Origin of the sequence: Tenacibaculum amylolyticum (genome assembly GCF_964511145.1) — a bacterium.
Taxonomy (GTDB): domain Bacteria; phylum Bacteroidota; class Bacteroidia; order Flavobacteriales; family Flavobacteriaceae; genus Polaribacter; species Polaribacter amylolyticum.
This window is the reverse complement of the sequence record NZ_CAZEFZ010000063.1, coordinates 225014-250909: the sequence shown is the minus strand read 5'-3', so window position 1 is coordinate 250909 and position 25896 is coordinate 225014. Positions and strand designations below refer to the sequence as shown.

General features: G+C 30.7%; 21 protein-coding genes. 7 read left to right on the top strand and 14 right to left on the bottom strand.

The annotated features are described in order from the left end of the window. Positions 1 to 39: 39 nt before the first annotated feature. From ACKTTC_RS14260 to ACKTTC_RS14245, 4 genes are all read right to left on the bottom strand, one after another. Positions 40 to 1356, bottom strand: coding sequence for a 4Fe-4S dicluster domain-containing protein (locus ACKTTC_RS14260; RefSeq protein ID WP_408040514.1), 1317 nt, complete (start codon positions 1354 to 1356; stop codon positions 40 to 42). A 15-nt stretch (positions 1357 to 1371) separates the two neighbouring features. Beyond that, positions 1372 to 1974 carry a carboxymuconolactone decarboxylase family protein gene (locus ACKTTC_RS14255; RefSeq protein ID WP_408040513.1) on the bottom strand — a complete coding sequence of 201 codons (603 nt, stop codon included), beginning with the start codon at positions 1972 to 1974 and terminating at the stop codon, positions 1372 to 1374. 3 nt (positions 1975 to 1977) lie between these two features. Continuing rightward, positions 1978 to 2946: an MlaD family protein gene (locus tag ACKTTC_RS14250; protein ID WP_408040512.1), complete on the bottom strand. Its 969-nt coding sequence runs from the start codon at positions 2944 to 2946 to the stop codon at positions 1978 to 1980. Between the two features lie 66 nt (positions 2947 to 3012). Beyond that, positions 3013 to 4347 carry an N-acetylmuramoyl-L-alanine amidase family protein gene (locus tag ACKTTC_RS14245; RefSeq protein ID WP_408040511.1) on the bottom strand — a complete coding sequence of 445 codons (1335 nt, stop codon included), beginning with the start codon at positions 4345 to 4347 and terminating at the stop codon, positions 3013 to 3015. Positions 4348 to 4438: 91 nt separating this feature from the next. Here ACKTTC_RS14245 and ACKTTC_RS14240 point away from each other — a divergent pair, with 91 nt between their 5' ends. Further along, positions 4439 to 7153: a putative LPS assembly protein LptD gene (locus tag ACKTTC_RS14240; protein ID WP_408040510.1), complete on the top strand. Its 2715-nt coding sequence runs from the start codon at positions 4439 to 4441 to the stop codon at positions 7151 to 7153. A 13-nt stretch (positions 7154 to 7166) separates the two neighbouring features. Continuing rightward, entirely contained in the window at positions 7167 to 7550 is a 384-nt protein-coding gene (locus ACKTTC_RS14235; RefSeq protein WP_408040509.1) for a RidA family protein, read from the top strand. An 87-nt stretch (positions 7551 to 7637) separates the two neighbouring features. On the opposite strand, the gene gap is transcribed toward ACKTTC_RS14235, so the two are convergent. The 3 genes from gap to ACKTTC_RS14220 form a co-directional block, all read right to left on the bottom strand. Continuing rightward, complete coding sequence (gap, locus tag ACKTTC_RS14230; protein ID WP_408040508.1) at positions 7638 to 8630, bottom strand: type I glyceraldehyde-3-phosphate dehydrogenase; 993 nt, start codon at positions 8628 to 8630, stop codon at positions 7638 to 7640. Positions 8631 to 8662: 32 nt separating this feature from the next. After that, positions 8663 to 9649: a 6-phosphofructokinase gene (pfkA, locus tag ACKTTC_RS14225; RefSeq protein ID WP_408040507.1), complete on the bottom strand. Its 987-nt coding sequence runs from the start codon at positions 9647 to 9649 to the stop codon at positions 8663 to 8665. 419 nt (positions 9650 to 10068) lie between these two features. Beyond that, positions 10069 to 11430 (bottom strand): tetratricopeptide repeat protein, encoded by a 1362-nt coding sequence (locus ACKTTC_RS14220; RefSeq protein ID WP_408040506.1) that lies wholly within the window; start codon positions 11428 to 11430, stop codon positions 10069 to 10071. A gap of 219 nt (positions 11431 to 11649) precedes the next feature. Between ACKTTC_RS14220 and ACKTTC_RS14215 the strand changes: the two genes are divergently transcribed. Together ACKTTC_RS14215 and ACKTTC_RS14210 are read left to right on the top strand one after the other, a co-directional pair. Then, positions 11650 to 11991: a DUF2853 family protein gene (locus ACKTTC_RS14215; RefSeq protein ID WP_408040505.1), complete on the top strand. Its 342-nt coding sequence runs from the start codon at positions 11650 to 11652 to the stop codon at positions 11989 to 11991. 97 nt (positions 11992 to 12088) lie between these two features. Continuing rightward, positions 12089 to 13519, top strand: a complete 1431-nt coding sequence (locus ACKTTC_RS14210; RefSeq protein ID WP_408040504.1) for an L-serine ammonia-lyase — start codon at positions 12089 to 12091, stop codon at positions 13517 to 13519. 28 nt (positions 13520 to 13547) lie between these two features. Here ACKTTC_RS14210 and yaaA read toward each other — a convergent pair whose 3' ends face one another. Both yaaA and ACKTTC_RS14200 read right to left on the bottom strand, forming a co-directional pair. Continuing rightward, positions 13548 to 14306, bottom strand: a complete 759-nt coding sequence (gene yaaA, locus ACKTTC_RS14205) for a peroxide stress protein YaaA (RefSeq protein WP_408040503.1) — start codon at positions 14304 to 14306, stop codon at positions 13548 to 13550. Positions 14307 to 14541: 235 nt separating this feature from the next. Beyond that, on the bottom strand, positions 14542 to 15357 hold the full coding sequence (locus ACKTTC_RS14200; RefSeq protein WP_408040502.1) for a UbiA prenyltransferase family protein: 816 nt from the start codon (positions 15355 to 15357) through the stop codon (positions 14542 to 14544). A 119-nt stretch (positions 15358 to 15476) separates the two neighbouring features. On the opposite strand from ACKTTC_RS14200, the gene gcvP reads away from it, so the two are divergent. Together gcvP and ACKTTC_RS14190 are read left to right on the top strand one after the other, a co-directional pair. Beyond that, positions 15477 to 18332, top strand: a complete 2856-nt coding sequence (gene gcvP, locus ACKTTC_RS14195; RefSeq protein WP_408040501.1) for an aminomethyl-transferring glycine dehydrogenase — start codon at positions 15477 to 15479, stop codon at positions 18330 to 18332. 303 nt (positions 18333 to 18635) lie between these two features. Further along, positions 18636 to 19289 (top strand): autotransporter outer membrane beta-barrel domain-containing protein, encoded by a 654-nt coding sequence (locus ACKTTC_RS14190; protein ID WP_408040500.1) that lies wholly within the window; start codon positions 18636 to 18638, stop codon positions 19287 to 19289. 125 nt (positions 19290 to 19414) lie between these two features. Here the strand turns inward: ACKTTC_RS14190 and ACKTTC_RS14185 are convergent, their stop codons facing one another. The 5 genes from ACKTTC_RS14185 to ACKTTC_RS14165 form a co-directional block, all read right to left on the bottom strand. Next, positions 19415 to 19702, bottom strand: a complete 288-nt coding sequence (locus ACKTTC_RS14185) for a hypothetical protein (protein WP_408040499.1) — start codon at positions 19700 to 19702, stop codon at positions 19415 to 19417. Positions 19703 to 19887: 185 nt separating this feature from the next. Further along, positions 19888 to 20979: a class I SAM-dependent methyltransferase gene (locus ACKTTC_RS14180; RefSeq protein ID WP_408040498.1), complete on the bottom strand. Its 1092-nt coding sequence runs from the start codon at positions 20977 to 20979 to the stop codon at positions 19888 to 19890. A 6-nt stretch (positions 20980 to 20985) separates the two neighbouring features. After that, entirely contained in the window at positions 20986 to 22779 is a 1794-nt protein-coding gene (locus ACKTTC_RS14175; protein WP_408040497.1) for an O-antigen ligase family protein, read from the bottom strand. Between the two features lie 5 nt (positions 22780 to 22784). Continuing rightward, entirely contained in the window at positions 22785 to 24293 is a 1509-nt protein-coding gene (locus ACKTTC_RS14170; RefSeq protein WP_408040496.1) for an FMN-binding glutamate synthase family protein, read from the bottom strand. Positions 24294 to 24399: 106 nt separating this feature from the next. Continuing rightward, on the bottom strand, positions 24400 to 24651 hold the full coding sequence (locus ACKTTC_RS14165; RefSeq protein ID WP_408040495.1) for a type B 50S ribosomal protein L31: 252 nt from the start codon (positions 24649 to 24651) through the stop codon (positions 24400 to 24402). Positions 24652 to 24836: 185 nt separating this feature from the next. On the opposite strand from ACKTTC_RS14165, the gene ACKTTC_RS14160 reads away from it, so the two are divergent. Beyond that, positions 24837 to 25895, top strand: coding sequence for a glutaminyl-peptide cyclotransferase (locus tag ACKTTC_RS14160; protein WP_408040494.1), 1059 nt, complete (start codon positions 24837 to 24839; stop codon positions 25893 to 25895). The last annotated feature ends 1 nt before the right edge of the window (position 25896 follow it).

Genomic DNA, 25896 nt, shown 5'->3' with positions numbered 1-25896 from the left:
TAAAAATTTGATATAAAATAAGCTGATAAAAAGCTATGACTATTCGTCTTTCCAGTTTAATCTGTCCATTTGACTATACTGCCATGGTGCACCATTATTTTCAATATTGGTCATCATCATGTTCAGTTCTTGTGGAGCAGCAGATTCTTCCATTACTAAATATCTTCTCATATCCATAATAATAGATAATGGATCGATATTTACGGGACACTCTTGTACACATGCATTACAACTTGTACAAGCCCATAATTCTTCTCTAGTAATGTAACTGTCTAATAATTGCTTTCCATCTGGAACAAATTCACCATTATTGGCATCAATATTTTTACCAACTTCCTCTAAACGATCACGTGTATCCATCATGATTTTACGAGGCGATAATTTTTTCCCTGTTAAATTAGCTGGGCAAGAAGAGGTACAACGTCCACATTCTGTACATGTATACGCATTCATTAACTGTACCCAGTTTAAATCTGTTACATCTGAAGCTCCAAATTTTTCAGGTTCCTCTTCCTCTGCTCCATCTTCTGGCATTGCATAAGGATCTGCATTCGGGTCCATCATCATTTGTACTTCTTTAGTTACAGAAGCTAAATTTGTAAACTGTCCTTTAGGCTTTAGGTTTGCAAAGAATGTATTTGGAAACGCTAATAAAATGTGTAAGTGTTTAGAGTAATATAAATAGTTTAAGAAAATTAAAATTCCTACTATATGAAGCCACCAAGCTGTTTTCTCTATTGTATGTAATGCTTCATGCGAAAATGAATGAAACCAAGGTGCTATAAATTGAGATACTACATTTCCAGCTCCTGCTTCTTGAAATGGAGTGTCCGTAGCATTCATTACTAAGAATAATGTCATTAATACAATCTCAAAGTATAAAATAATATTACCATCATTCTTTGGCCACCCTTCCATTTCTTTATTCCAAAAACGCTTTACACGTTCAATATTTCTTCTTAACCAGAAAACAATTACGGCAACCAATACTAAAAGTGCCATTACTTCAAAAGTTCCAATTAAGAAACCATATAGTCCATTTCCTATAATTGGTTGAAATACTCTGTGGGTTCCAAATAAACCATCGATAACGATTTCGAGCATTTCTATATTAATAAGAATAAAACCTACGTAAACTACAATATGTAGTATTCCAGATAATGGACGGCGTACCATTTTATATTGCCCTAAAGCAATTTTCGCCATGTTTTTCCATCGTTCTGGTTTTCTATCGCTTCTATCTACGTCTTTTCCTAATTTAATGTTGCGAATTAACTTTCGAACATTCATTACAAAATACCCTATACCTGCAATCAAGATGAATGCAAAAAAAATGTTTGGTACGTACTTCTCCATTTATTATTTGTTAGTTTATTGATGTTTCCAATTATCTTCCTCAGAACTATTTGGTGACAATCCTAGAATATCTCCTTCTGTGGTGACACCTAATCCTAAAACCGTTCTATTAGCATAATTAAAATAGCTAACGACTTGGTTTATCTCAAGTATTTCACCATCGGACAGCCCCCGTTCTTTTAGTTCATCTATGTCTGTTTTTGTTATGTAAGCAGCTTCTAGAGTAAGCCTCTTAGCATAACGTAATCCTTCAACGTAAGATTCGTTGGTTATAGTAGTATAGTTGTTTGTTTGTAATTCTTGTTTAATTTTTTCTGCTTTTTCTGAATCTTTTAATAATCGTTCTAAACCAGAAAAATGGTGCCTTACACAATATTCGCAGTTATTTAGCATACTTACATATACTCCAATAACTTCTAAATACCATTTTGGCAATGTATTATTACTATTGTGTAATACATTTTTATATATCGCCATATGCCCAACCATTGTATGCGGTCTAAGGCTATGTACTAGCATTATATTATCTACATTATTGTTTGGACCTGTAACTTTTTCGTATAGTTTCTTCAACTTCCCTTGAGCTTTCTCAAAAGGAATTGTTTTAATCCAACTCATCTATTATTTATCGTTACTAACGTTTTTAGTATTATTTTCTTCATTATATGGTTTTGGTTTTTTTCCAAATAAAGAAAAATGTACAAAACGCTTTGGGTTTAACTTCATTTCTCTTAACAACTCTTCCATTTCTTTAGATGCGTTGGTAAGATTTGTATACATCTGTTCATCAGAAATTAATTTTCCTAAGGTACCTTTACCTTCTTTCATTCCTGCTAAGAGTGTATTTACATTATCTAAGGTAGTCTCTAATTTTTTAACTGTTTTTCCTAAGTCAGCTGCAGCTAAATCTTTAGACACTTTAGAAAAGTCATCTGTAATTTTTTTAGTATTATCTAGTGTTACATCAATCTTAGCTTTATTATCTGCTAATAAAGCATTAACAGATTTCGTAGCTTTATTTAAGTTTGACATTATTTGCTCTAAACCTAAAACACTTCTATTCAAACTATTTCTAGCATCTTTATTTAGTATTTGGTTTAAACCTATTAGTAACGAATCTGCTTCTACCAATACATTTTCCAATTTAGCTTGAATAGGGTTTAATTTTTCTCCAACAGAAGAAAACAAATCTGACTCTATTTCTCCTTGTAAATAGTCTCCAGATTTTGCCATATCACCTTCATAATTTGGAATGATTGCTAAATTTTGTCCTCCCATTAAACCTGCTGGATAGATTTTAGCAACACTTTTTTTAGAAAATTGAAAGTTATCATCTAATGATAATTTCACCAATAAACTCCCTCTCTTTTCAGGTTTTGTATTGAAAGTTATTTTATCTACTTTTCCAACTTTTAATCCATTAATGGTAACAATACTTGCTTGGCTTAGCCCATTAATGTTTTTATATTCCACAAAAAAGAAACGTGAATTTGGACTGAAAAGGTCTTGTCTCTTTAAAAAATTATATCCCCAAATACCTAGAGCTATAATTACTAATGCTATTATTCCTGTTTTTAGTTCTTTTGACATAGGCAAAAATTGCTAGAAACGAAATTACTAATTATTTTTTGGAGATTAGATTAGATTTTATCTAAATTACTGTTTTTTTAAGGCTTCACGTAATGGAATTTTAACACCATCTTTAAAAGCTACGATAAAAGCATCTTTATGACCAGCACTTCTAGCTTTTTTTAAAGCTTCTTTCACCTTTGTAAAACTTTCATTTCCACCATAATAGTATTTAAAGTACTCATCTATTACAAGAACCTCTACGTTTTTTAATCCCCTGAAGTTAAAATTACCATCTGTAAGAGATCTTCTAGAAGCAGCAATCTGAACTTTAAACTCAATTTTACCTGAGCTTTTAGTTTCAGGCTCTTTTTCCTTAGTTTTTGGAGGTCTCTTACCTGTAACAACAATTTCTTTAGATATCTTTTTGGGTTCTTTCTTAGTTACAGTTGCTGTTTTTGGCGTAGTTTTAGGAGTCTTAATTTCTTTTTTATCAGACGGTTTACCTGGAACCTTCCTTCTCTCATAAGCTCTTTTATGTTCAACAGAAGCAACCACTTCTGGTTTCTTCTCTTCTTTTTTAGCAGGTGTTGTCTTTGCTATACTTGATGCTTTCTTTTCCTCTAACGTATTTAATTGTAATCTTTCGAAGTATTTTTCAATAGCTTTAGTAATGGCATTCGCCATACGCAATTGTCCTGTCTTAGAATTTAAGAATTTCCCTTCTGCTTTATTGGTTAAAAATCCTAACTCTATTAAAACACTTGGCATTACTGTTTCTCTAAGCACAAGGAAATTATTCTGTTTCACACTTCTATCAAACCTCTTTACTACAGAAAAATTGTCTTGAACTAAATCAGCAAACTCTAAGCTTTCATCTAAATTATCGGCTTGTAACATAGATAAACTAATTACAGATTCAGGAGAATTAGGGTCGTAATCATAATTTTGCTGGTAATTATCTTCTAAAAGGATAACCGCATTTTCTCGCTTCGCCATTTCCAGATTTTGCTTATTACCACTCAACCCTAGCACAAAAGTACCTGCTCCGTGTGCTCTAGGATTTGTATAAGAATCACAATGTATAGAAACAAATAAATCTGCTTTATTGTCATTCGCTATCTTAGCTCTATTATGTAATTCTATAAAAACATCTTTATCTCTTGTATAGATAACATCGATATCTTTATTCTTTGTAAGCTGTTTTCCAACTTCAAGAACAACTTTAAGTGCTATTTTTTTTTCTTTGTAACCATTTCCTAAGTTACCTGGATCTTTCCCCCCGTGTCCTGCGTCTAAAACAACTGTATATTTCTTTTGTGCATTAATTTCTATTCTATTAGAAAAGAAAAAGGTAAAAAACAATACGAAACACAAAGTTGTTACGTTGCTTTTATATTTGCTGAATTTTAAGAATTGCATCAATAAAATTTAACTATTTTTGGCTTCTAAAATTTGGTACTCCAAATATTGAGCCATACTTTTATTTAACACAAAAATAGTATTTATCAGATTGAAAGCAAATTCCTTGTACATACTTTTAATTTTCTCCTTTTTTTGGCTCTCAAAAGGTATTGCTCAAGAAATTGGAAAAAATACAATTCCAGAACAACCTACAGTTAAAAAAGATTCTGCGAAAACTATAGAGAAAAAGGCACTAATCGACTTAAAAAAAGGAGCTAAACCCTCTATTCAAGCCGATTCTACCAAAACAGATTCTATCATAAAACCTAAGGAAGTAATTAACCACATCATTACACATGATGCAGAAGATTACACTATCCAGAATGCAAAAGATAAAACCATTACGCTTTATAATAAAGCACAGGTTATTTATGGTGACATTGATTTGAAAGCTGGTAAAATTATTATTGATTATCAAAATAACACGGTATATGCTACCGGAATAAAAGATAGTACAGGTTATCAACAACGTCCTGTTTTTAAACAAGGGAGCCAAGAATCTGAACAAGATTCTATCATATATAACTTTAAATCTAAAAAGGCTTTAATATATGGTATAAAAACAGTGCAAGGTGAAATGATTACTTATGGAGAGAAAACAAAACGTGTAAACGATTCTACCATATATATGAGTAAATTACGTTTTACTACTTCTCAAAAGAAAATACCTGATTACTATATTGCTACTAATAAAGCAAAACTGGTTCCTGGTAAAAAGATTATTGTTGGTGGAAGTAACTTAGTATTAGCAGATGTACCTACTCCTTTATATTTACCTTTTGCTTATTTTCCTCTTACTAAAGGTAGAACTTCAGGTTTTATAATACCAACTTGGGGTGAAAATAATCAACAAGGATTCTTTCTACAGAATGGTGGTTATTACTTTGCTGTAAGTGACTATTTTGATTTAGAATTAACTGGTGATATCTACTCTAATGGAAGTTGGGCTATAAATGCAAGTTCAGCTTACAAAGTTCGTTATAAATATAATGGTAACTTAAGTTTTAGATTTCAGAATCTAATTAATGGTATTAGTGGTTTTAGTAATTTTTCTAAAACTTCTAATTATAACATCTCATGGAATCATAGACAAGATCCTAAATCGAGTCCAAATTCTAATTTAAGCGCTAGTGTTAATATTAGTAGTAGTAGCCAATTCTTCAGGCAATCTTTAAATGAGGTTGATCAAAATCAACGATTTAACAATGCTTTTAATTCCTCTATTAGCTACTACAAAAAGTTTCAAGGTACTCCTTTTAACATGAATATTACCGCTACTCATAGCCAGAACTCAGCTAATCAAACAGTAACCATGACACTTCCTTCTTTACAAGTTAATATGGATCGTATTTATCCTTTTGCTGGTAAAGGTGGTGTAAAGAGAAATCCAATTCAAAAAATTGGTATGAATTATACTTTACAAAGTAGATACGATATCAATACTACTGAAGATAATTTCTTAACTGCTAAAATGTTTGAAAATGCTAGAACTGGAGCTGAACATAGAGTAACTGCCAACACTAATGTAAAAGTTTTAAAATATTTCACCTTAAGCCCGAATATAAATTATACCGATGTTTGGTACTTACAAACTATTCGCAAAAGGTTTGATCAACAAGCTCTAAATACTTCTACTAATGAACGAGGAGCAATTGTAAATGACACTATTAACGGTTTTAAAAGGTTTAATGAATATAGTTTTGGAGCTTCCTTAAATACAACAATATACGGTACTTTTAACTTTAAAAAAGGACGCCTTAAAGCTTTAAGACATACTTTTAGACCTACCGTAACTTGGAGCTACAGACCTAATTTTGCTCAACAATATCAATTAACCGTTCCTAGAAGCACTGATCCGAGTGATGGTGTTCTAACCTATACTCCTTTTGAAGGAGGTATTTATGGAGAACCTGGTAGTGGTGTTTCTAACCTAGTTAGCTTCACCGTAAACAATAATTTAGAAGCTAAAGTAGCTCCAAAAGAGGACGATGATGATGAAGAAGATAAGAAAGTTACTATTATTAATAACTTGAACTTTAATACTAGCTATAATATTGCTGCTGACTCTTTACGATGGAGTAATGTGACTTTTAATATGGGAATTCCTTTATTAAAAAATAAAATGATGCTGAATTTCACAGGAGCTTTAGACCCATATCAAAGAACGTCCGATGGAGCTAGGATCAATAAATTTAACCCTGGTATTTTTAGATTAGAAAATGTAACTATGACTACTGGGTATTCTTTTTCGAGCAGTGATTTTGACAAAAAAGATGATAAAAAGAAAGAAGGAGATAAAAATGACAACAACAATTTACCAGATGTTTTAGGAGCAGATATTAATCCTAATAGAGGTTTTGCTAATAGAGCTCAAACTGGTAAGCAAGAAGGCCCGAAAGAGAAAGTAGCAGAATTATATCGTAGTAAAATGCCTTGGAACTTTAGTTTTAATTATGGTGTTACTTATCGTAATAATGGATATAATTTTTCAGGCATACAAAATCATGCTATGACATTTAATGGAAGCATTGAATTAACTCCAAAATGGAAAGTAGCAGTAAATTCTGGGTATAATTTTGATGAAGGAGCCTTTACACATGCACAATTTAATTTCTCTAGAGATTTAGATAGTTGGCGATTCAATTTTAATTGGACCCCTTTTGGTAGATATACTTCTTACTACTTCTTTATTGGAATCAAATCTTCTATGTTAAGTGATTTAAAATGGGATAAAAACCAACCACCTGACAGACGTTTATTTTAAAAACTAACCAAATATGAAAAAAATAATTAATACATCTAAAGCTCCAGCGCCTATTGGACCTTATAACCAAGCTGTTTTATCTGGAAATACATTATATACCTCTGGACAAATTGCAATTAATCCCGAAACTGGAGAACTTGTTTTAGACGATATTAAAACTGAAACAAAACAAGTAATGGAAAATATGAAAGCTGTTTTAAATGAAGCTGGAATGTCTTTTGAAAATGTAATTAAAACATCCATTTTTATTTCAGACATGCATAATTTTGCAGCAATTAATGAAGTGTATGCTACGTATTTTGACGATGCAAATGCTCCCGCAAGAGAAACTGTTGAAGTAGCTAATCTTCCAAAGTTTGTAAATGTAGAAATTAGTATGATTGCTGTTAAAGCATAACATAAATAAAAACTAATTATAAAAAAGGCTACCTCTATTTAGAAGTAGCCTTTCTTTTTGCAAAAATTAATTTAAATATGCTTTTCTCTATAAAGAGGCTGCGTATTCTAATAAATCTACTATTTTGTTTGCATAACCAAACTCATTATCGTACCAAGAAATAAGCTTAAAGAAGTTCTCATTTAACTCTAAACTTGCTCCCGCATCAATAATTGAAGTTCTTGCATCTGAAACAAAGTCTTGAGATACAACTTCATCTTCTGTATATCCAATAACATTTTGGAATTCTCCTTCAGACGCTTCTTTTAATGCTTCTAAAATTTCTTTTAACGAAGTTTCCTTCTCAGTTCTAAAAGTTAAATCAACCAAAGACACATCTGCCGTAGGAACACGCACAGCCATACCTGTTAATTTACCTTTTAATTCTGGAATTACTTTAGTTACTGCTACTGCTGCTCCTGTAGAAGTAGGAATCATATTTCTTAATACAGAGCGTCCTCTTCTCCACTTCGAACTAGGTCCATCTACAGCATCTTGTCCAGAAGTTGCAGCGTGAATTGTAGTCATTAATCCTTCTACTAATCCGAATTTTTCATGAACTACTTTTGCTACTGGTGCTAAACAGTTAGTTGTACAAGAAGCATTAGATATAATTGTTTCTTCAGCTGTTAGTTCATCATGGTTTACTCCCATAACGTACATATTAGCATCTTTAGATGGTGCAGAAATAATTACTTTTTTAGCTCCTCCTTTAATGTGTAATTCTGCTTTTTCTTTTGTTAAAAAGAATCCAGTAGATTCAATTATATATTCTGCTCCAACTTCATCCCATTTTAAGTTTTCTGGATTTCTTTCAGCAGTAATTCTAATTGTTTGTCCGTTAACAACTAAGTTACCATCTTTTACATCTACAGTTCCATTAAAACGTCCATGAACAGAATCATACTTTAATAAATATGCTAAATAATCTACATCTAATAAATCGTTAATTGCTACGATTTGAATATTATCTCTTTGAATTGCTGAACGGAATGCTAATCTTCCGATTCGACCAAAACCATTAATTCCTATTTTAATCATTATTCAATTTGTTTGTTTATATATACTCCGTATTATGTCGTCATTATATCCGACACTCTTAATAATTCTTTATCTATTGAATGTTGCCCTTTTATTGCTTTTTCTAAATCAGTAGCAACAACCTGATTATCTTTTAAACCTACCATTAAGTTAGACCTACCATCGATAAGTAACTCAACTGCTCTAACGCCTAATCTAGAAGCCAATACTCTATCAAAGCAAGTTGGAGAACCTCCTCTTTGCATATGTCCTAATACTGAAACTCGTACATCGTACTCAGGCATATTCTCTTCCACATAGTCTGCTAATTCATATACATTCTTACCTGACTTATCTCCTTCAGCAACTACGACAATACTTGATGATTTTCCTGACCTTCTACTCTTTTTAAGCGACTCTAACATACGTTCTAATCCTAAATCTTCTTCAGGAATTAAAATTTCTTCTGCTCCAGCACCAACACCTGCATTTAATGCTATAAAACCTGCATCTCTCCCCATTACTTCTACAAAAAACAATCGATTATGAGAAGAAGCCGTATCACGTATTTTATCAATAGCTTCAATTGCCGTATTTAAAGCAGTATCGTAACCTAATGTATGTGATGTTCCATAAATATCATTATCTATTGTACCAGGAATACCTATTACAGGAAAATTATACTCTTGATTAAAAACTACCCCCCCAGTAAAAGAACCATCACCGCCAATTACTACCAATCCATCTATTCCGTGTTCTTTTATATTCTCATAAGCCTGCTCTCTACCTTCTTTCGTTCTAAAATCTTGAGATCTAGCTGATTTTAAAATAGTACCTCCTTTGTGAATAATATTATTTACACTACGAGCTGACATATTGATAAAATCTCCCTCTATCATTCCTTGATATCCTCTGTAAATTCCTACACACTCGGTTCTATAATAAGCGCATGTTCGTACAACAGATCGTATTGCTGCATTCATTCCAGGGGCGTCTCCTCCAGAAGTCATTACTGCTATTTTTTTAATTTTATTCTCCATAAATTCAAAATCAAATTTACTTACTTATTTACAATTTTCACTGATAAAAATGCGAAATCGTTTTCGATTTCCATCTATTTTTCATCGTTTTAAAAAGGTCTAATCGCATAGATATTCTTAGTCTAAATTATTAAACTTACTTTACTAAAGTATATAATCACTGGACAATTTTCTTTTATAGAAAGTAAAAAACACACCACCATCGTCTAACCAACCTATTTATCTGGCACTTGTATCTATTAGTCTATCGAAAAAAACCACAGCTTTTAAAGTAGTAACAAAATGCTTTTTAATTGAAGTCTTTAGTTTTATAACCTTTTAAATAAAAGTTTACGTATAAATTATAAAACTAAAAATGGAAGTCATTTTAGCGCACAAAATACTGACTTCCATTTCTAAAAAATTATAAACAAACAGTTTTAAATCTCAAATTTAGAGATAAATTCTTTTACTTTTTCTTCCTTAAATAATGAAGGAAATAATTGTTCAAGCACCGTATGACTTTTATAATCGATGCTAAGCGCGTTCTTTAAATGCAAGAAAGCATATTCTTCTTTATCATCTATCATAAATAACCCAAATAATCGATACTCTATTTCAGCAAATTCCTTATATACTTTTTTCGCTTTTAATAAAACTTCTAAAGCGTCTTTAAATTCTCCTGTAAATAATAACACATCAGCTAATGCAATATAAATTTCAATGTCTATATCTCCTAAATCAATACAGTTTTGAAAAGCTTTAACTGTTTCTTCATAAAAACTAAGCTTAATATTTATATCTGCATATTTTCTCCAATACATAATATTGGTTTCATCAATCTGTAATGCTTTATTGATATAATAAATAGCTTTATGATAATTCTCTGCTTCGTAATATAAATTGGTTAATTGTAACCACGCTTTATCTAATAATGGATCTTCATAAACAGCCTTTTTATAATACTCAATTGCAGTTCCTGGAGCTTCTAAACGTTCATAACACTCACCAATTCTTACATAAGCATAAGCTGTAGGATCGTCTAATTCTAATGTAACCAAGTAGTTTTCTATTGCTTTTTCGAAAAGACCAAGTTGCTCTAAGGTTTTCGCTTTTTCTAAATAACCACCTATAAATGTCTCGTCTATTAGCACAGCATAGTCAAATGCCTGCAAAGCTTTTTCAAATTTCTGGGTTTCGTAATATTGTTTTCCTAATTGATGCCACGCAACTTCACTATATGGGTTTCTATCAATATAGCTCGTTAAAAAACGTATGGATTCTTCATAGTCTTCTTGCATTTCGAAGCAATAAACGATATTGTATAAAGAAGAATAATCTTCATAATCTACATCAATACATTTTGCAAAGTTCAATCGTGCATTATCATAATCGTCTAAGTACAAATACTCCATTCCAATCATTCCCCACACATCTACTGGGTCTTGGACAAACTCTAACGATTGTTTTAAAATATCTATCGCTTCTTTATGCTTTTTGTGTTTAGATAAGATTGTAGCTTTTTGAATGAAAACCTCATCATTATGTGGTTCTACAGCTTCTATTTCATTAATCAACTTTACTGCTGCTTCAATACTATCTTCAAAAATAAAAATCTCAACTTTTAGCAATTTAAGCGCTATTGAATTAGGATGTTGATCTAACCCTAATTCAAGTGCTTTTTTTGCTAATGAATGTTTTCCTATATTTAAATAATGCTGAATTATGTCTTCAAATTCTGTTGCATCAAAAAAATAAACATCATTCGTTTTCAACATCGATTCAAATTTTGATAAAGACATAGGCTGCAGATTTGAATTTCCCTATATAAATCTACTACAAGAAGCTTATTTTTTAACATTTAGACAGATTAGTTTTCAACAAATTAATTAACAATTTAACCCGCTAAAAACGCCATTATTATTTTTATAAGTATTTGTTTTTTATCGATTTGAATTCACTAATTATTTTTCTATATTTGAAAAGAGTTGAAATACAAATTAACTAAATAATAAAAAATCATGAGCAAATTCGACGAAAAAGTAGAGCTGTACAAGAAATTTATGGAGAGTAGAGGATTAAGTTTTGATGCAGATTTATTGACAGCAGTAACAAAAGGATTGGGGCCATCTATCTACAAAAAGGATGCTGAAACCGTTTCTGGAACTGACGCGAAAGAACTGGAAACAGTAAAGAAAAACTTTTTAATTAAAAAATTAGGTTTAGCAGACGGTCCTAACTTAGACGAAGCTATTGCTGAGGTTGTGGAACAAATTGGAAAATCTGAAAGAAATAAATATCGTGCTGTTGTATACTATCTTTTAACTAAGAAATTTGGCAAAGAATCTGTTTACGGTATGTAAAATTCTTTTTTTAGTAATAAAATGAAAACCTGTATTGAATTCCAATACAGGTTTTTTTATTTTTGCTTTACAAACAAACAACTAGAATTTACATTATATGCATCAATTTATTAGTGTCTTTGACATGCTGAAGATTGGCGTAGGTCCTTCCAGTTCACACACACTAGGACCTTGGAGGGCTGCACAAAGATGGATTGAAAAACTAAAATCGACTGAAATTTTTAATGCAATAAGCAAAGTAAAAGTAGATTTATACGGTTCTCTATCTTTAACCGGAAAAGGACACGCCACAGATCTTGCTGTTTTATTAGGTTTAAGCGGTACAGATCCTGAATTTATACCTATTAAAGAAATTGATGAGATTATTAAAAACATTCAAGAACAACAGATTCTTTTTTTAAACGCTGAAAAAGAAATCGTTTTCGAAACTTCTCAAATAGTTTTTAATCGTGATTTTTTACCTTTTCATGCTAATGGCCTTACCTTTCGAGGTTACGATGCTTCAGGTAATGAAATAGCTACTGAAACTTATTATTCTATTGGAGGTGGTTTTGTTATTCAAGAAGATGAAGATTCTAATAAGAAACAAGATACTGAAGCTCCAAATAAATTTCCATTTCCTATTTCAAAAGCAGTTGAATTAGACAAATATTGCAAACAAGAAAATAAATCAATATCTGAAATTGTTTTTGAAAATGAATTAGTTTTAAGAACCCCAGAAGAGATCTACACTAAAATAGACGGTATTTGGGATACCATGCTAGAATGCATGTACATTGGTTGCCATACAGAAGGTACATTACCTGGAGGATTAAATGTAAAACGTAGAGCTTTTGCTACGCACGAAAAACTAATTAAAAACACTCCATATAATGGAATTTCAGAATGGATTACAGCTATTAGAAGTACTGAAGTAAAATTTAGAGAAATTTTAAAATGGGTAAGTTGTTTAGCATTAGCTGTTAATGAAGTTAATGCTTCTTTAGGTAGAGTTGTTACAGCTCCTACTAATGGAAGCGCCGGTGTTATTCCAGCTGTATTAATGTATTATATGGTTATTGAAAACCATGAAGCTACTATAGAACACGCTAGAAAATTCTTATTAACTGCTGGAGAAATTGGTAGTTTATTTAAAAAGAATGCTACAATATCTGCAGCAATGGGAGGTTGCCAAGCTGAAATTGGAGTTTCCTCAGCAATGGCTGCTGCTGCCTTAACAGAATTGCTAGGTGGTACTCCTGCTCAATGTTTAGAAGCAGCTGAAATTGCAATGGAACATCATTTAGGTTTAACTTGCGACCCTATTGGCGGGCTTGTACAAATTCCTTGTATTGAACGAAATGCTATGGGAGCAATAAAAGCTATTAATGCTGCCGAACTTGCATTAGAAACAAATCCAGAAGAAGCTGTAGTTCCTCTAGATAAGGTTATTGAAACCATGTGGGAAACCGCTAAAGACATGAGTCGTAACTACAAAGAAACTTCGGAAGGCGGTTTAGCTATAACTGTAGGTTTAGCAGACTGTTAATGAAAAACACGATTAGTGTTTACAATTTTTATCTTGTAAACACTAAATCTTGTTCTGTAGACATTTCTTCTGAAAAACGATATCCATCTGTATCGAAGCTTTTAATACCTTCTAAATTTTCAATATCATTTTCTATAATATAACGTACCATAAGACCTCTTGCTTTTTTAGCGAAAGTCATAATGGTTTTATATTGACCATTTTTAAAATCCTTAAAAACTGGAGTTATCATTGGTACTTTTAAAGTTTTTTTTGGTATTGCCTTAAAATACTCTGAACTCGCTAAATTTATTAGTAATTCATCATCTTTTAACTCTTCATTTAAAGAATTTGCTAAAGTATCTCCCCAAAACTTATACAAGTTTTCTTTCCTACCTACTTTTAACTTTGTTCCCATCTCTAAACGATAAGGCTGTATTAAATCTAAAGGCTTTAACAAACCATATAAACCTGATAAAATTCTAAGTTTTTCTTGCAATGCAGGAATCTTATCTTCTTTTATAGTTGTTGCATCTATTCCTCTATACACTTCTCCTGTAAAACTATATACAGCTTGCTTAGCATTATTAGTGTCAAACGGCAAACTCCAACTCTGATTACGGTTATAATTCAATGCTGCTAAATCTGTAGAAATTTTCATTAACTCTGATAATTTCTTTCGAGAAAGTGTTTTCAATTTCTTATGTAGCTTCTCTGATTCCTCTAAAAAACGTGGCGTTGTATGTAAATTAGTCGGTGCACTTGTTTCAAAATCTAATGATTTAGCAGGCGAAATAATTATTTTCATCTATTATACGAGTTTTATTATTGTAAAAATACAATGTTTTACAAATTTAAAAGCGTTCTTTATATAATCAATTTTGATACTAATATAAGCAAACATCATAACTTCTTGCAATTAACTAAAAGTCAGAATTCACTTATATTAAACAGTCTTAAAGAGCTAAAATAATTTTATATTTCTCAAGTTAATTCAACAAAAAATAAGAGGACAGCACTAGTATTTTAATACAAAAAAAATATTACACCAACAGAAGCAATAATAGCCACCAAATAATAGGAACAGATTCCACCCAAAAAGAAGCATAATATTTAGACTGCTTTCTCTTAGCTCTTTGTAACAATATTAATAGCAATACAAATATGATTAAATAAGCGACCTTGAATTGATGGTTAGGCGTAATAAAAAACTCAATTACCATTGTAATACCTAAAAGAACAAATCCTAGTTTTTTGGTTCGCTCGATACCAATAAGTTGCGGAATAGTTTGTAAATGTTTTTTATCAAAACGTAAATCTCTAATATCAAACGGAAGTGTTAATACAATAACAAACAAAAACCTTTGTATAGTCACTAATACTATCTTTCCATTCACATATGCATCCACATTCAATATTGGTATTAAAGAAGTTACACCTGCCCAAACTATTGCAATCACAATAATTTTTAGGCTCGCAGTATTTCTAAGATTTTTTGTAAGTCCATTAAACATAGGAACAGCATATAGCAATGTTAACAGACCTAAAGGAGCAAAATACAATAGTGTGTTATATTCTATTTTTGAAGCATAATACAACATCAACACAAAACTTATCAATGATAAGATTTGAATTAATCGTAAGTTTTTTGTCAAACTCATATGATGTAACTTCGCTATACCAGCATATTTCACAAAATTGTAGCCTGTTATACTTCCATAAAAAATGAAATAATCTAAAGGTTCATTATAAGGTAATCCAAAATATAACTCTGTAATTCTTACCAATGCATATACAGCGAATGCTACATGTAGACTCGAATTTATATAAAATGCTAAAATTGTTTTGAAAACTTTCACAAAGCAAAGGTAATTTAATTGTTCATAACACATATACTCAGTTAATAATTTAAGAGTATGGATATTAAAAAATCTTTAAGAATTAATTATTTTTGCACATCAAAAATAACAACACACTAATGAATACAAATTCGTTTCAATTACGTCACATAGGTCCTAGAACTAAGGAACAAGAAACTATGTTGAAAGCTATTGGGGTAGACAGCTTAGACCAGTTAATTTATGAAACAATTCCAGATGATATTCGCTTAAAAGAAGACTTAGATTTACCTAATGCTTTAAGTGAATATGAGTATTTGAATCATATTAATGAATTAGGAGCTAAAAATAAAGTCTATAAAAGTTATATAGGTTTAGGATATCATGAAGCTATTTTACCTAGTGTTATTCAAAGAAACATTTTAGAAAACCCAGGTTGGTATACTGCTTATACACCTTATCAAGCAGAAATTGCTCAAGGTCGTTTAGAGGCATTATTAAATTACCAAACCATGGTCTGCGATTTAACCGGTATGGAAATCGCAAATGCATCTTTATTAGACGAAGCAACTGCCGCTGCTGAAGCAATGGCGTTATTATTTGACGTTAGAGAACGCGCTAAAAAGAAAGCTGGAGCAATCAAGTTTTTTGTATCAGAAGAAATTTTACCACAAACATTATCTGTACTTAAAACACGTGCTATTCCTATTGGAATTGAATTAGTTGTTGGTAATCATGAAAAATTTGATTTCGCTGAGGATTACTTTGGAGCTCTTTTACAATATCCTGGAAAATATGGACAAGTAACAGATTATACTGATTTTGTTGCTACTGCAAATTCTAGAAATATTAAAGTAGCTGTTGCTGCTGATATCTTATCATTAGCTTTATTAAAAGCTCCTGGAGAATTTGGAGTAGATGTAGTTGTAGGAACTACACAACGTTTTGGTATTCCTTTAGGCTATGGAGGACCGCATGCAGGTTATTTTGCAACTAAAGAAGCTTATAAAAGAAGTATCCCTGGTCGTATTATAGGAGTTACTAAAGACATGAATGGAGATAGAGCTTTGCGTATGGCTCTACAAACACGTGAACAGCATATTAAAAGAGAAAGAGCTACTTCAAATATTTGTACAGCTCAAGTGTTATTAGCTGTTATGGCTGGAATGTATGCAGTATATCACGGAAAAGACGGTATTCAATTTATAGCTAATAAAGTTCATACTGCAACTATGACTTTAGCAGCTGCTTTAAACCGATTAGGTTTTACACAAAAGAACACAACTTATTTTGACACTTTATTAATTGAAGTTGAGGCTGAAAAGCTAAAACCTGTTGCTGAAGCTAATCAGATTAACTTTAACTATATCGATAAGGATCACGTATCTATTTCTCTAAACGAAACGGTTAGTTTCAAAGAGATCAATGCTATTGTTGATTGTTTTGAACAAGCATTCAACATCCAAGATATTACAATTACAGAGTTTGTTACTAAAGATATAATTCCTGCTAATATTAAAAGAAATACTTCTTTCTTAGATAATGAGGTTTTCAATACGTATCGTTCAGAAACAGATATGATGCGTTATATAAAAAAATTAGAGCGTAAAGATTTAGCATTAAATCATTCTATGATCTCTTTAGGATCATGTACTATGAAATTAAACGCTGCTTCAGAAATGTTACCTTTAAGTAACCCACAATGGGGTAACATTCATCCATTTGTTCCAATAAACCAAGCTGAAGGATATCAAACTGTTTTACAGAATTTAGAACACCAACTTAATGTAGTTACTGGCTTTGCTGCTACTTCATTACAACCAAACTCTGGTGCTCAAGGTGAGTTTGCTGGTTTGATGGTTATTAGAGCTTATCACGAAGCAAACGGAGAATCACATAGAAATATTTGCCTAATTCCTGCTTCTGCTCATGGTACGAACCCTGCTTCTGCAGTAATGGCTGGAATGAAAGTAGTTGTTACAAAAACAGATGAAAAAGGAAATATTGATGTAGAAGACTTAAGAGCAAAAGCAACTAAATATTCAGAAAATTTAGCTGCTTTAATGGTTACTTACCCTTCTACACATGGAGTTTTTGAAAAAGCTATTCAAGAAATCACGCAAATAATTCATGATAATGGCGGACAAGTATACATGGATGGAGCTAATATGAATGCTCAAGTAGGACTTACAAATCCTGCAACCATTGGTGCAGATGTTTGTCACTTAAACTTACACAAAACATTTGCAATTCCACATGGCGGTGGTGGACCAGGAGTTGGACCAATATGTGTAGCGCCACAATTAGTTCCATTTTTACCAACAAACCCTGTTATTACTACTGGAGGAGAACAAGCTATCACAGCTATTTCTGCAGCTCCTTGGGGTTCTGCTTTAGCTTGTTTAATATCTTACGGATATATTACCATGTTAGGTGCTGAAGGACTTACAAACTCTACTAAAATAGCTATTTTAAATGCAAACTATATGAAAGAACGTTTGCAAGGTCATTTTAACACTTTATATACTGGAGAAATGGGTCGTGCTGCCCACGAAATGATTTTAGACTGTAGAGAGTTTAAACAAAAAGGTATTGAAGTTGTAGATATAGCAAAACGTTTAATGGACTATGGTTTCCATGCTCCTACAGTATCTTTCCCAGTAGCAGGAACAATTATGGTAGAACCTACAGAAAGTGAAAGTATTACTGAATTAGATCGTTTTTGTGATGCGTTAATTTCTATACGTCAAGAAATTGAGAATGCCACCAAAGAAGACGGTAATAACATTTTAAAGAATGCTCCTCATACCTTAGAAATGCTTACTTCTGACACTTGGGATTTACCATATTCTAGAAAAGAAGCTGCTTTCCCATTAGAATATATTACAGATAATAAATTCTGGCCATCTGTTCGTAGAGTTGATGACGCTTATGGAGATAGAAACTTAATTTGCTCATGCAACCCTATTGAAGATTATATGGAAGCAGAAGCTTAAAAATGATTATAATAAAATTTTAAATATAAATGCCATTCTAAAAATAGAATGGCATTTTTCATTCACCTCTCACCAGAATAACTAGCACTATTTAAACAACAAAGCCTTTCTATTATCTAGAGAGGCTTTATTTTTACACATTTTCAAAATTATTCTTACTTAGATATTCTCCAAAATGACCTTTTATATAATTAAAAAGTTAATTCGGAAAGTCCTTTAAGCAATTCACAAGATCTGAGTAAAATTGTAGTTCTTCGGTATATTTCTTGCGCCTTTTAAATCAAATTTAAATTATAATAAATAATGAAAAAACTATTATTATCTGCTATTCTATTAGCAAGCACAATGACATGGGGGCAAGAAAAAGAAGAAAAACTAATTATTGAAAAAGGAACTTGGGGTGTATCTGGCCAAATTTCCACAAGCCATGATAAAACTACCTTTGAAAACACTCCGAATTTAAAAAACACTAACTCTATATTCAATTTATTTCCAAGTACCGAATACTTTATTTCTGATAATTTATCTTTAGGTTTAAGCTTAGGTTATGGGTATTTCAAAGGAAAGTCATCAAATACAAATTTTAATTCTGAAACTACTATAAATAACTATTCATTTGCTCCTTTTGTAACAAAATATATACCAATTACAAAAAGACTAGCTTTTTCTTTACATAGTGAATTAAGTTATACCTATTCAGATTCAAAATCTATTAATAGCAACACCCCTACGGTTATTAATACTGGCTTCGCTCATAATTATGCTATAAACATACGACCAGGAATTAGTTTCTTCGTAAGTAAAAATATTGCATTAGATGCTAACATTGGACAACTAGGTTATAACTACAGAAATCATAAAGGAAGAGCAGATAGTAGTTCAGAATCATTCACTAGTGGTTTTAATTTCAACCTAAACTCTTCTTCTATATTATTGGGGGCTTCCTTATACTTATAAATAAAGGACTAATGAAATAACAAATCTTTTCTATTTAGAAAGACTTACTTTATGTTTATAAAAAAACTCTCTAAATACTATTGATATTTAGAGAGTTTAATAATTTATTAAATTATGTTATTAATTTATGCCACGCATACAATTCGTTGTAAAGGAATTAATGTTGCTTGTTTTAGTATTACCGATTTATCAGTAACACCCCAAACAGTTGTTTCAACTCGCTTATAGCCATCATCGTCTACAAAAGTAATTTTAACTTTCTGACGTTCTAAATTTCCTAGTGCAAGTGCTCTTTGTAATTCTAAAGATCGATTTGCTTGATCTTTTCTTTTCTCTAAAATTTCATTTTTTGGGAATGTAAGGAACTTAATTTGCTCCTTCTCGACTGTTTTTACATTAGAATGTAATGTCATAAGGGATATTGTTTAGGGATTAATAAGATATATACTATTTAAAGTATGTAATTCAACGAGATAAATATAAAATTTTATTTCTAATCAAAAAACATAAAAATTAAACACTTTTCAACAAACAATCAACAATATTGAAAAATATCAAAAAAAACACCCAAAACAATACTATTACATAAATCCGTTTTTTATTGTTTTATGCATTCATAAATAATAAATTTAGAATTAGTTGCTAGTACAGTAACAGCTGTAAACAACAAATCTAAGTGAGTTTTGTAATTCAAATGTTTATTAGCTACCATTACAAAACGCCCATTCTCTTTTAACGAATTAGCTATTTTATTAAATAAATTCAAGCTAACCTCTATATTATTCTCATATTCAAAATGAAATGGAGGATTAGAAACTATTAAATCGTAGGAATCATTTTCTATTCCATCCATTATATCAGTACATATAAATTGAGATTTTTCTTTTGGTAAATTCAATTTAGACGATTCAATTGCCAAATTAAAATCATCTACTAAAGTTACATTTACCATCTTATTTCGCTGTAACGCTGTATAAGCTATAACTCCATTACCCGCAGCTACATCCAAGATCTTTTTTTCATTCTTTCTTACCTCTAAGTTTGATAACAAAAATTGTGTTCCTATATCTATACGTTCAGAAGAAAATACTCCATAATACTGTTTAAGCACTTCTTCTTTCCATAAAATTTTATTTATCAGTTCTTTCTTTTCAAATGATTTTGGCGATTTTAAAATAAGTAAGCGTGCCTTTTTCCATGCTTTAGTCTGTTCAATAACCTCAAAATAATGTGCAGCAATTTTAAGGTATGTGGTACTAAAATACTTAGTCATAAAACCACATATCACTTCTGTTTTTTCATTTGCTGCTTGCTGAATTTGATATAAAAACAACTCAAATAGCTCTAATGATTTTGGAATCTTCATTAAAGCTACGTCTACTTTGTTCAAAGTATCTAAAGGAGTTTTATAAGAAACTTCTGTAGAAAGCTTGTTTATTGATAAATTTTGCTTAATTGCTTTTTGTTGACTTGCGTAAGTCCATATAGTAGTTTGTTTTCTATTGTGTAATGTAGAATTCCAAACACCAAAACGATCATTATATAAATGAAACTCTCTATTTTTATAATCTTTGACATGCTCTAAAACCAAAAGTTCAGCATTACTCCATGCTCGTAAGGATTTATCTTTTGTTTTTGGGTATCTTTCTAAGGTAAACTCAGTCGTATTAAACTTTATATTTCTTTCCAATTAAAACTATTGTTTTAGATCTTCAGGTCCTACTTTTAATTCATTCTTTTTTATATAGCCATTAACAGCCAATCCTAATCCTAATAAAACCCAAAAAGTAGGAATAGCACTTAACATTCCTGAACTAATTACTCCCATTATACTAAATCCTAATACAGCTAAGAAGCATCCTAAGCTCAAATAATGTATCCAATTATTTAATGGTACTTTTAAAAGTAATTTAAAAGAGCTTATTAAATACCAGATAATCATTATTATAAAAGTAAACATCGCAATCACCCCAAACTCAACCCCAATTTGTAAGTATAAAGAGTGAGAAGCAGCTATATAAGGAACTTGACCTTTTTTACCATACACTTTTAACTTACTTACATAATCATGATTTGGAAAAGTCAATGGAAAAGTATCCGCTCCGCTTCCTAAAAAAAATCTATCTTTTAGTAATGGGATTCCTAAAGACCATACAATCCCTCTACCACTTATTATACCATTTTGTTTATTCAAAAAAGAGGTTTTTTCTGGTGTAATAATATCTACTATCTTTTTTGTATAAGGATTTATCGTCTTAAAAGTTTTATCCATTATTAAAACTTCATAGTTAAATTCATTATTATATCTCAGTATCATCACATTATATTTCTTTCTTTTTTTAAACAATAGTTTATAATGCTCAAAACCTTCATCTTTCATCATTATAGTATCACCTTTCTTCATAATCTGCAATTGACCGTTAAAATCAGGTGTGTTACTAAACTTAATATTTTTATCATCTAATACCTTTACAAACAAAGGATTTAATTTAAAAGGCTTTATTTCTAATACATCTCTTTTAACTTTAATTTCTTCTAATGATGAATTAGCTATAGACATTTTAAATCTTGCATAATCATCCTCCACACTATTAGCTGCTCCAACTGAATTATATACAAAAAGAAATATTATAAAGCTACTTCCTAACAATATTAAATAATCTTTTATTACATTTTTGTTTTTTTTCCAAAATATAATAAGCAACAACAAAGACATTAATGTAAAAATTATATCTCCTGCTAATGTTCTTGTTCCTGTCAAATTAAAAAAAACAATTAAGTAACTTAATAACAAAACAGTTTTAATTTTTCTATTGACAATAGAAAGATACATTACTGATATTATAATTAATGACACATACAAAAGCATTGCATAATAATTCGTATTATAACTTATAGAGTTTATACTAACTTCATTTATATAATTAAGATTTCCATTTGTTTCTAGAAAAAAAGCTAAGTAATTTTTATGAAAATCTATACTAAAATACTCTAACACCCCTATTACACTTAGAAAAACAGCTGAAAAAATAACTCCATAAACAACTATTTTCACATATTTTAAAGAAGTAAGCTGTGAGGCTCCGAAACAAATGATCATATAAGACAACCAGACTAAAACTCCTTGGTAAGAATCTGCTCCTCCAATTAATGTGTATGCCCTAAATTCAGAAAATATAGAAGATAATAAAATGAAGAAAGAGAGAATTAATAAGAATACATGAAGTTTATACTTAGTACGTTTTCCTTTATTTAATAATACGGCTAAAATGAAAAATGTAATAATTACTAAAAGAATTCCTTTGTAATAATGAAAAAAATCAAATTCACCTCTTGGAATTGGATATGCTTTAAAATCTAATGAATGAACATCTCTTTTTCGTAAGTATGTATGAATAACTAAAGGAATTATTCCAACTACTAAAAAAAGTAAAAACGATAATGCTTTTTCTGCCGTAATAGCAGCGAGGTATTTTTTAATTTTATCCATAAATTTTAAAAGTAAACTTTATCAAACGAAACAATCTCTCCATCTTTATTCCTTCTGAAGATATCTTTTGCTTCCACTTCGGCTATAGAGTTTTTTCCCATTGCTGAGACAACTTCTTTTACCGCCATAATTGTTTTATCATGATAGTTCTTTACGCGTACATTTTTGTCTGTTACTACCAAGGCCTCTACCAAATCTTCATCTTGAGTAGCAACACCAACTGGACACGTATCTAAATTACATTCTCTAGCTTGTATACATCCCAAACTTAACATAAAACTACGTGCCATTCCAATAGTATCTGCTCCCATTGCTTTTAATTTCACAATATCAAAAGCATCGATGGCTTTACCACTAGCTATAATTTTTATTTGATCTTTTAATTTATATTTCACCAACATTTTATAAACAAATGAAAGTCCTTCTAATAATGGTGTTCCTACATAATTAGAAAACTCTAATGGAGCCGATCCTGTTCCTCCTTCTCCTCCATCTACAGCTATAAAATCTGGATAATTATTTTCTTTAGCAAAGGTTTTAATCATTGCTTCAATTTCTTCATTATTACCAACACAAAATTTGATTCCAACTGGCTTTCCATTACTCAAATCTCTTACTTTTTGCAAAAAGACTACCATCTCTTTAAAATTAGAAAATGCTGAATGCCCCGGTGGCGAATCTACTCTTGTAAATGGTTCTACAGATCGTATTTCTGCGATTTCTTTTGTGTTTTTTTTGGCTGGTAAAATACCTCCATGCCCCGGTTTTGCTCCTTGTGAAAGTTTTATTTCAATCATTTTTACTTCGGAGCGAACTGCATTCTCTTTAAAAACTTCTTCATTAAAAACACGTTTTCCGTCTACCGTAGTTCCTGCTCCAAAATATCCTGTCCCAACTTGAAAGATTAAATCTCCTCCTTGTAAATGATAAGGTGAAATCCCTCCTTCTCCAGTATTATGAGCAAAACTTCCCATTTTAGCTCCTTGATTTAATGCCATAATTGCATTCTTGCTCAATGAACCAAAAGACATTGCTGAAATATTAATGATTGAAGAGGTATACTTCTGCGTACACTTATCTGAACCAAAAACTACAGTTTCTCCCTCTACATGATGATGATCTGTAGGAAATAATGAATGTTTTACAAATTCATATCCTTTTTCATAAACATTGTGTTGTGTACCAAAAGGTACAGTCTCTATTTCTTTTTTTGCTCTTTGATATACAATACTTCTCTTTTCTCTATTAATAGGAGTACCATTTAAATCATCTTCTATAAAATATTGTTGAATCTTTTCTCGCTCTTCTTCAAAAAGCCAACGCAATCTCGCTACAATAGGAAATGCTCTCATTAAAGAGTGCTTCTTTTGAATAAAAGCGTCATAAACTGCTAATAATGTAAATGCAGATGCTATACTTAATAAAATATAGTTTCCTGTATCTGGCATAAAATACACCAATACACCACACAATACATTTATAACAATTACAATTGTTAAAATGGTATCTCTCATTTTAATAGAATTTTTGTTTAGTTTTCTGTGTTAAAAATACAAGATTTATTGTACAAAAAAAGCTCTAACAGAGTTAGAGCTTTCAATATTTTCTAGTACGCTAAAATTACTTTTTGAATTTAGCATATTTATTTTTGAACTTGTCAATACGTCCAGCAGTATCTACTAACTTAGACTTACCTGTATAGAAAGGGTGAGAAGTTCTAGAAATTTCTAATTTTACTAATGGATACTCTACACCATCTACATCTAAAGTTTCTTTTGTTGCTGCTGTAGATCTTGTTAAAAATACATCTCCGTTAGACATATCTTTAAACGCTACCATTCTATAATTTTCTGGGTGTATACCTTTTTTCATTTTAAAAAACTTTTAATTTAATTTGAATTTGTTTAAAATTGGTAAAGTTTTAAACGCCTTCAGAAAAATCAAAAACCTGCAATGGCTATTTGAGGGTGCAAATTTAACCCTTTTTTTTAAATTCCAAACAAATAAATTGCTTTATTTGTATTGAAATTCAAGAAAAGATATCCAACCAAAGTAATATGAGATTTTTTAAATACGTCCCATCCCTTTTTTTACTTCTTTTAACAGTAAGTAGTTGTAGTGAAACTAATTATCGTTTCAAATTAAGAACTATTAAAAATACAAAGGCAAAGAAATTAAAGTTAGGTGAAACCGTAACAATAGAATTAGAACAATTAAGCGGAGCGAAACCTGATAGTGTAAAACTTTATGTTGGTACAAAGCAATTTGAGTTAAAAGATAACAAGGCCACTATAAATACTTCAGAAATAGGTATTGGTAAACATCAAGTTTCTGTTTTAGCGTTTATTCCTAATAAAGTAAAGAAAGTTAACAACTCTATTGAAGTGTACTCTAATGTAAAGCCTGAAGTATATACTGCAAAAATAATTAATACTTATCCACACGATCAAACGTCTTTTGTGCAAGGACTAGAATATTATAATGGTTTCTTATATGAAACAACAGGAAAAAAAGGTAGATCTAGATTACGTAAAATAGATCTTAAAACTGGTGAGGTATTACAGCAATATGATTTAAGTGACAAGTATTTTGGAGAAGGAATGACAATTGTTGGTGATAAATTATTTTGGCTTACTTGGCAAGCTGGAAAAGGTTTCATTTTTGATTTAAATACTTTTAAGCTTATAAAAGAGTTTTCTTATAATAGAAGTATCGAAGGTTGGGGATTAACGCATTCCGAAAAAGAACTGATAAAGTCTGATGGAACTAGTAAAATTTGGTTCTTAAACCCAGAAAATCAACAAGAAAAAAGAAGCATTCAAGTATATACAGACAATGTTTCCTTAGAGAAATTAAACGAATTAGAATATATTAATGGAAAAATTTATGCGAATTACTGGCAAAAACCGTTAATAGCTATTATAAACCCTGATAATGGTGTTGTAGAAGGAATTATTGACTTAAGAAATGTTGTTGAAGAAGTTGAAAAAACGCAAAAATTAGTTGAAGGAGAAGATGTGTTAAATGGAATTGCTTTTGATATAGAAAACAACCGTTTATTTGTAACTGGTAAAAACTGGAGCAAATTATTCGAAATTGAAATTATAAAAAAATAAC

Coding starts and splice junctions, on each gene's coding strand:
- ACKTTC_RS14260 (WP_408040514.1), bottom strand. CDS start 1,356: ATGGAGAAGTACGTACCAAACATTTTTTTTGCATTCATCTTGATTGCA.
- ACKTTC_RS14255 (WP_408040513.1), bottom strand. CDS start 1,974: ATGAGTTGGATTAAAACAATTCCTTTTGAGAAAGCTCAAGGGAAGTTG.
- ACKTTC_RS14250 (WP_408040512.1), bottom strand. CDS start 2,946: ATGTCAAAAGAACTAAAAACAGGAATAATAGCATTAGTAATTATAGCT.
- ACKTTC_RS14245 (WP_408040511.1), bottom strand. CDS start 4,347: ATGCAATTCTTAAAATTCAGCAAATATAAAAGCAACGTAACAACTTTG.
- ACKTTC_RS14235 (WP_408040509.1), top strand. CDS start 7,167: ATGAAAAAAATAATTAATACATCTAAAGCTCCAGCGCCTATTGGACCT.
- gap (WP_408040508.1), bottom strand. CDS start 8,630: ATGATTAAAATAGGAATTAATGGTTTTGGTCGAATCGGAAGATTAGCA.
- pfkA (WP_408040507.1), bottom strand. CDS start 9,649: ATGGAGAATAAAATTAAAAAAATAGCAGTAATGACTTCTGGAGGAGAC.
- ACKTTC_RS14220 (WP_408040506.1), bottom strand. CDS start 11,430: ATGTCTTTATCAAAATTTGAATCGATGTTGAAAACGAATGATGTTTAT.
- ACKTTC_RS14215 (WP_408040505.1), top strand. CDS start 11,650: ATGAGCAAATTCGACGAAAAAGTAGAGCTGTACAAGAAATTTATGGAG.
- ACKTTC_RS14210 (WP_408040504.1), top strand. CDS start 12,089: ATGCATCAATTTATTAGTGTCTTTGACATGCTGAAGATTGGCGTAGGT.
- yaaA (WP_408040503.1), bottom strand. CDS start 14,306: ATGAAAATAATTATTTCGCCTGCTAAATCATTAGATTTTGAAACAAGT.
- gcvP (WP_408040501.1), top strand. CDS start 15,477: ATGAATACAAATTCGTTTCAATTACGTCACATAGGTCCTAGAACTAAG.
- ACKTTC_RS14190 (WP_408040500.1), top strand. CDS start 18,636: ATGAAAAAACTATTATTATCTGCTATTCTATTAGCAAGCACAATGACA.
- ACKTTC_RS14185 (WP_408040499.1), bottom strand. CDS start 19,702: ATGACATTACATTCTAATGTAAAAACAGTCGAGAAGGAGCAAATTAAG.
- ACKTTC_RS14175 (WP_408040497.1), bottom strand. CDS start 22,779: ATGGATAAAATTAAAAAATACCTCGCTGCTATTACGGCAGAAAAAGCA.
- ACKTTC_RS14170 (WP_408040496.1), bottom strand. CDS start 24,293: ATGAGAGATACCATTTTAACAATTGTAATTGTTATAAATGTATTGTGT.
- ACKTTC_RS14165 (WP_408040495.1), bottom strand. CDS start 24,651: ATGAAAAAAGGTATACACCCAGAAAATTATAGAATGGTAGCGTTTAAA.
- ACKTTC_RS14160 (WP_408040494.1), top strand. CDS start 24,837: ATGAGATTTTTTAAATACGTCCCATCCCTTTTTTTACTTCTTTTAACA.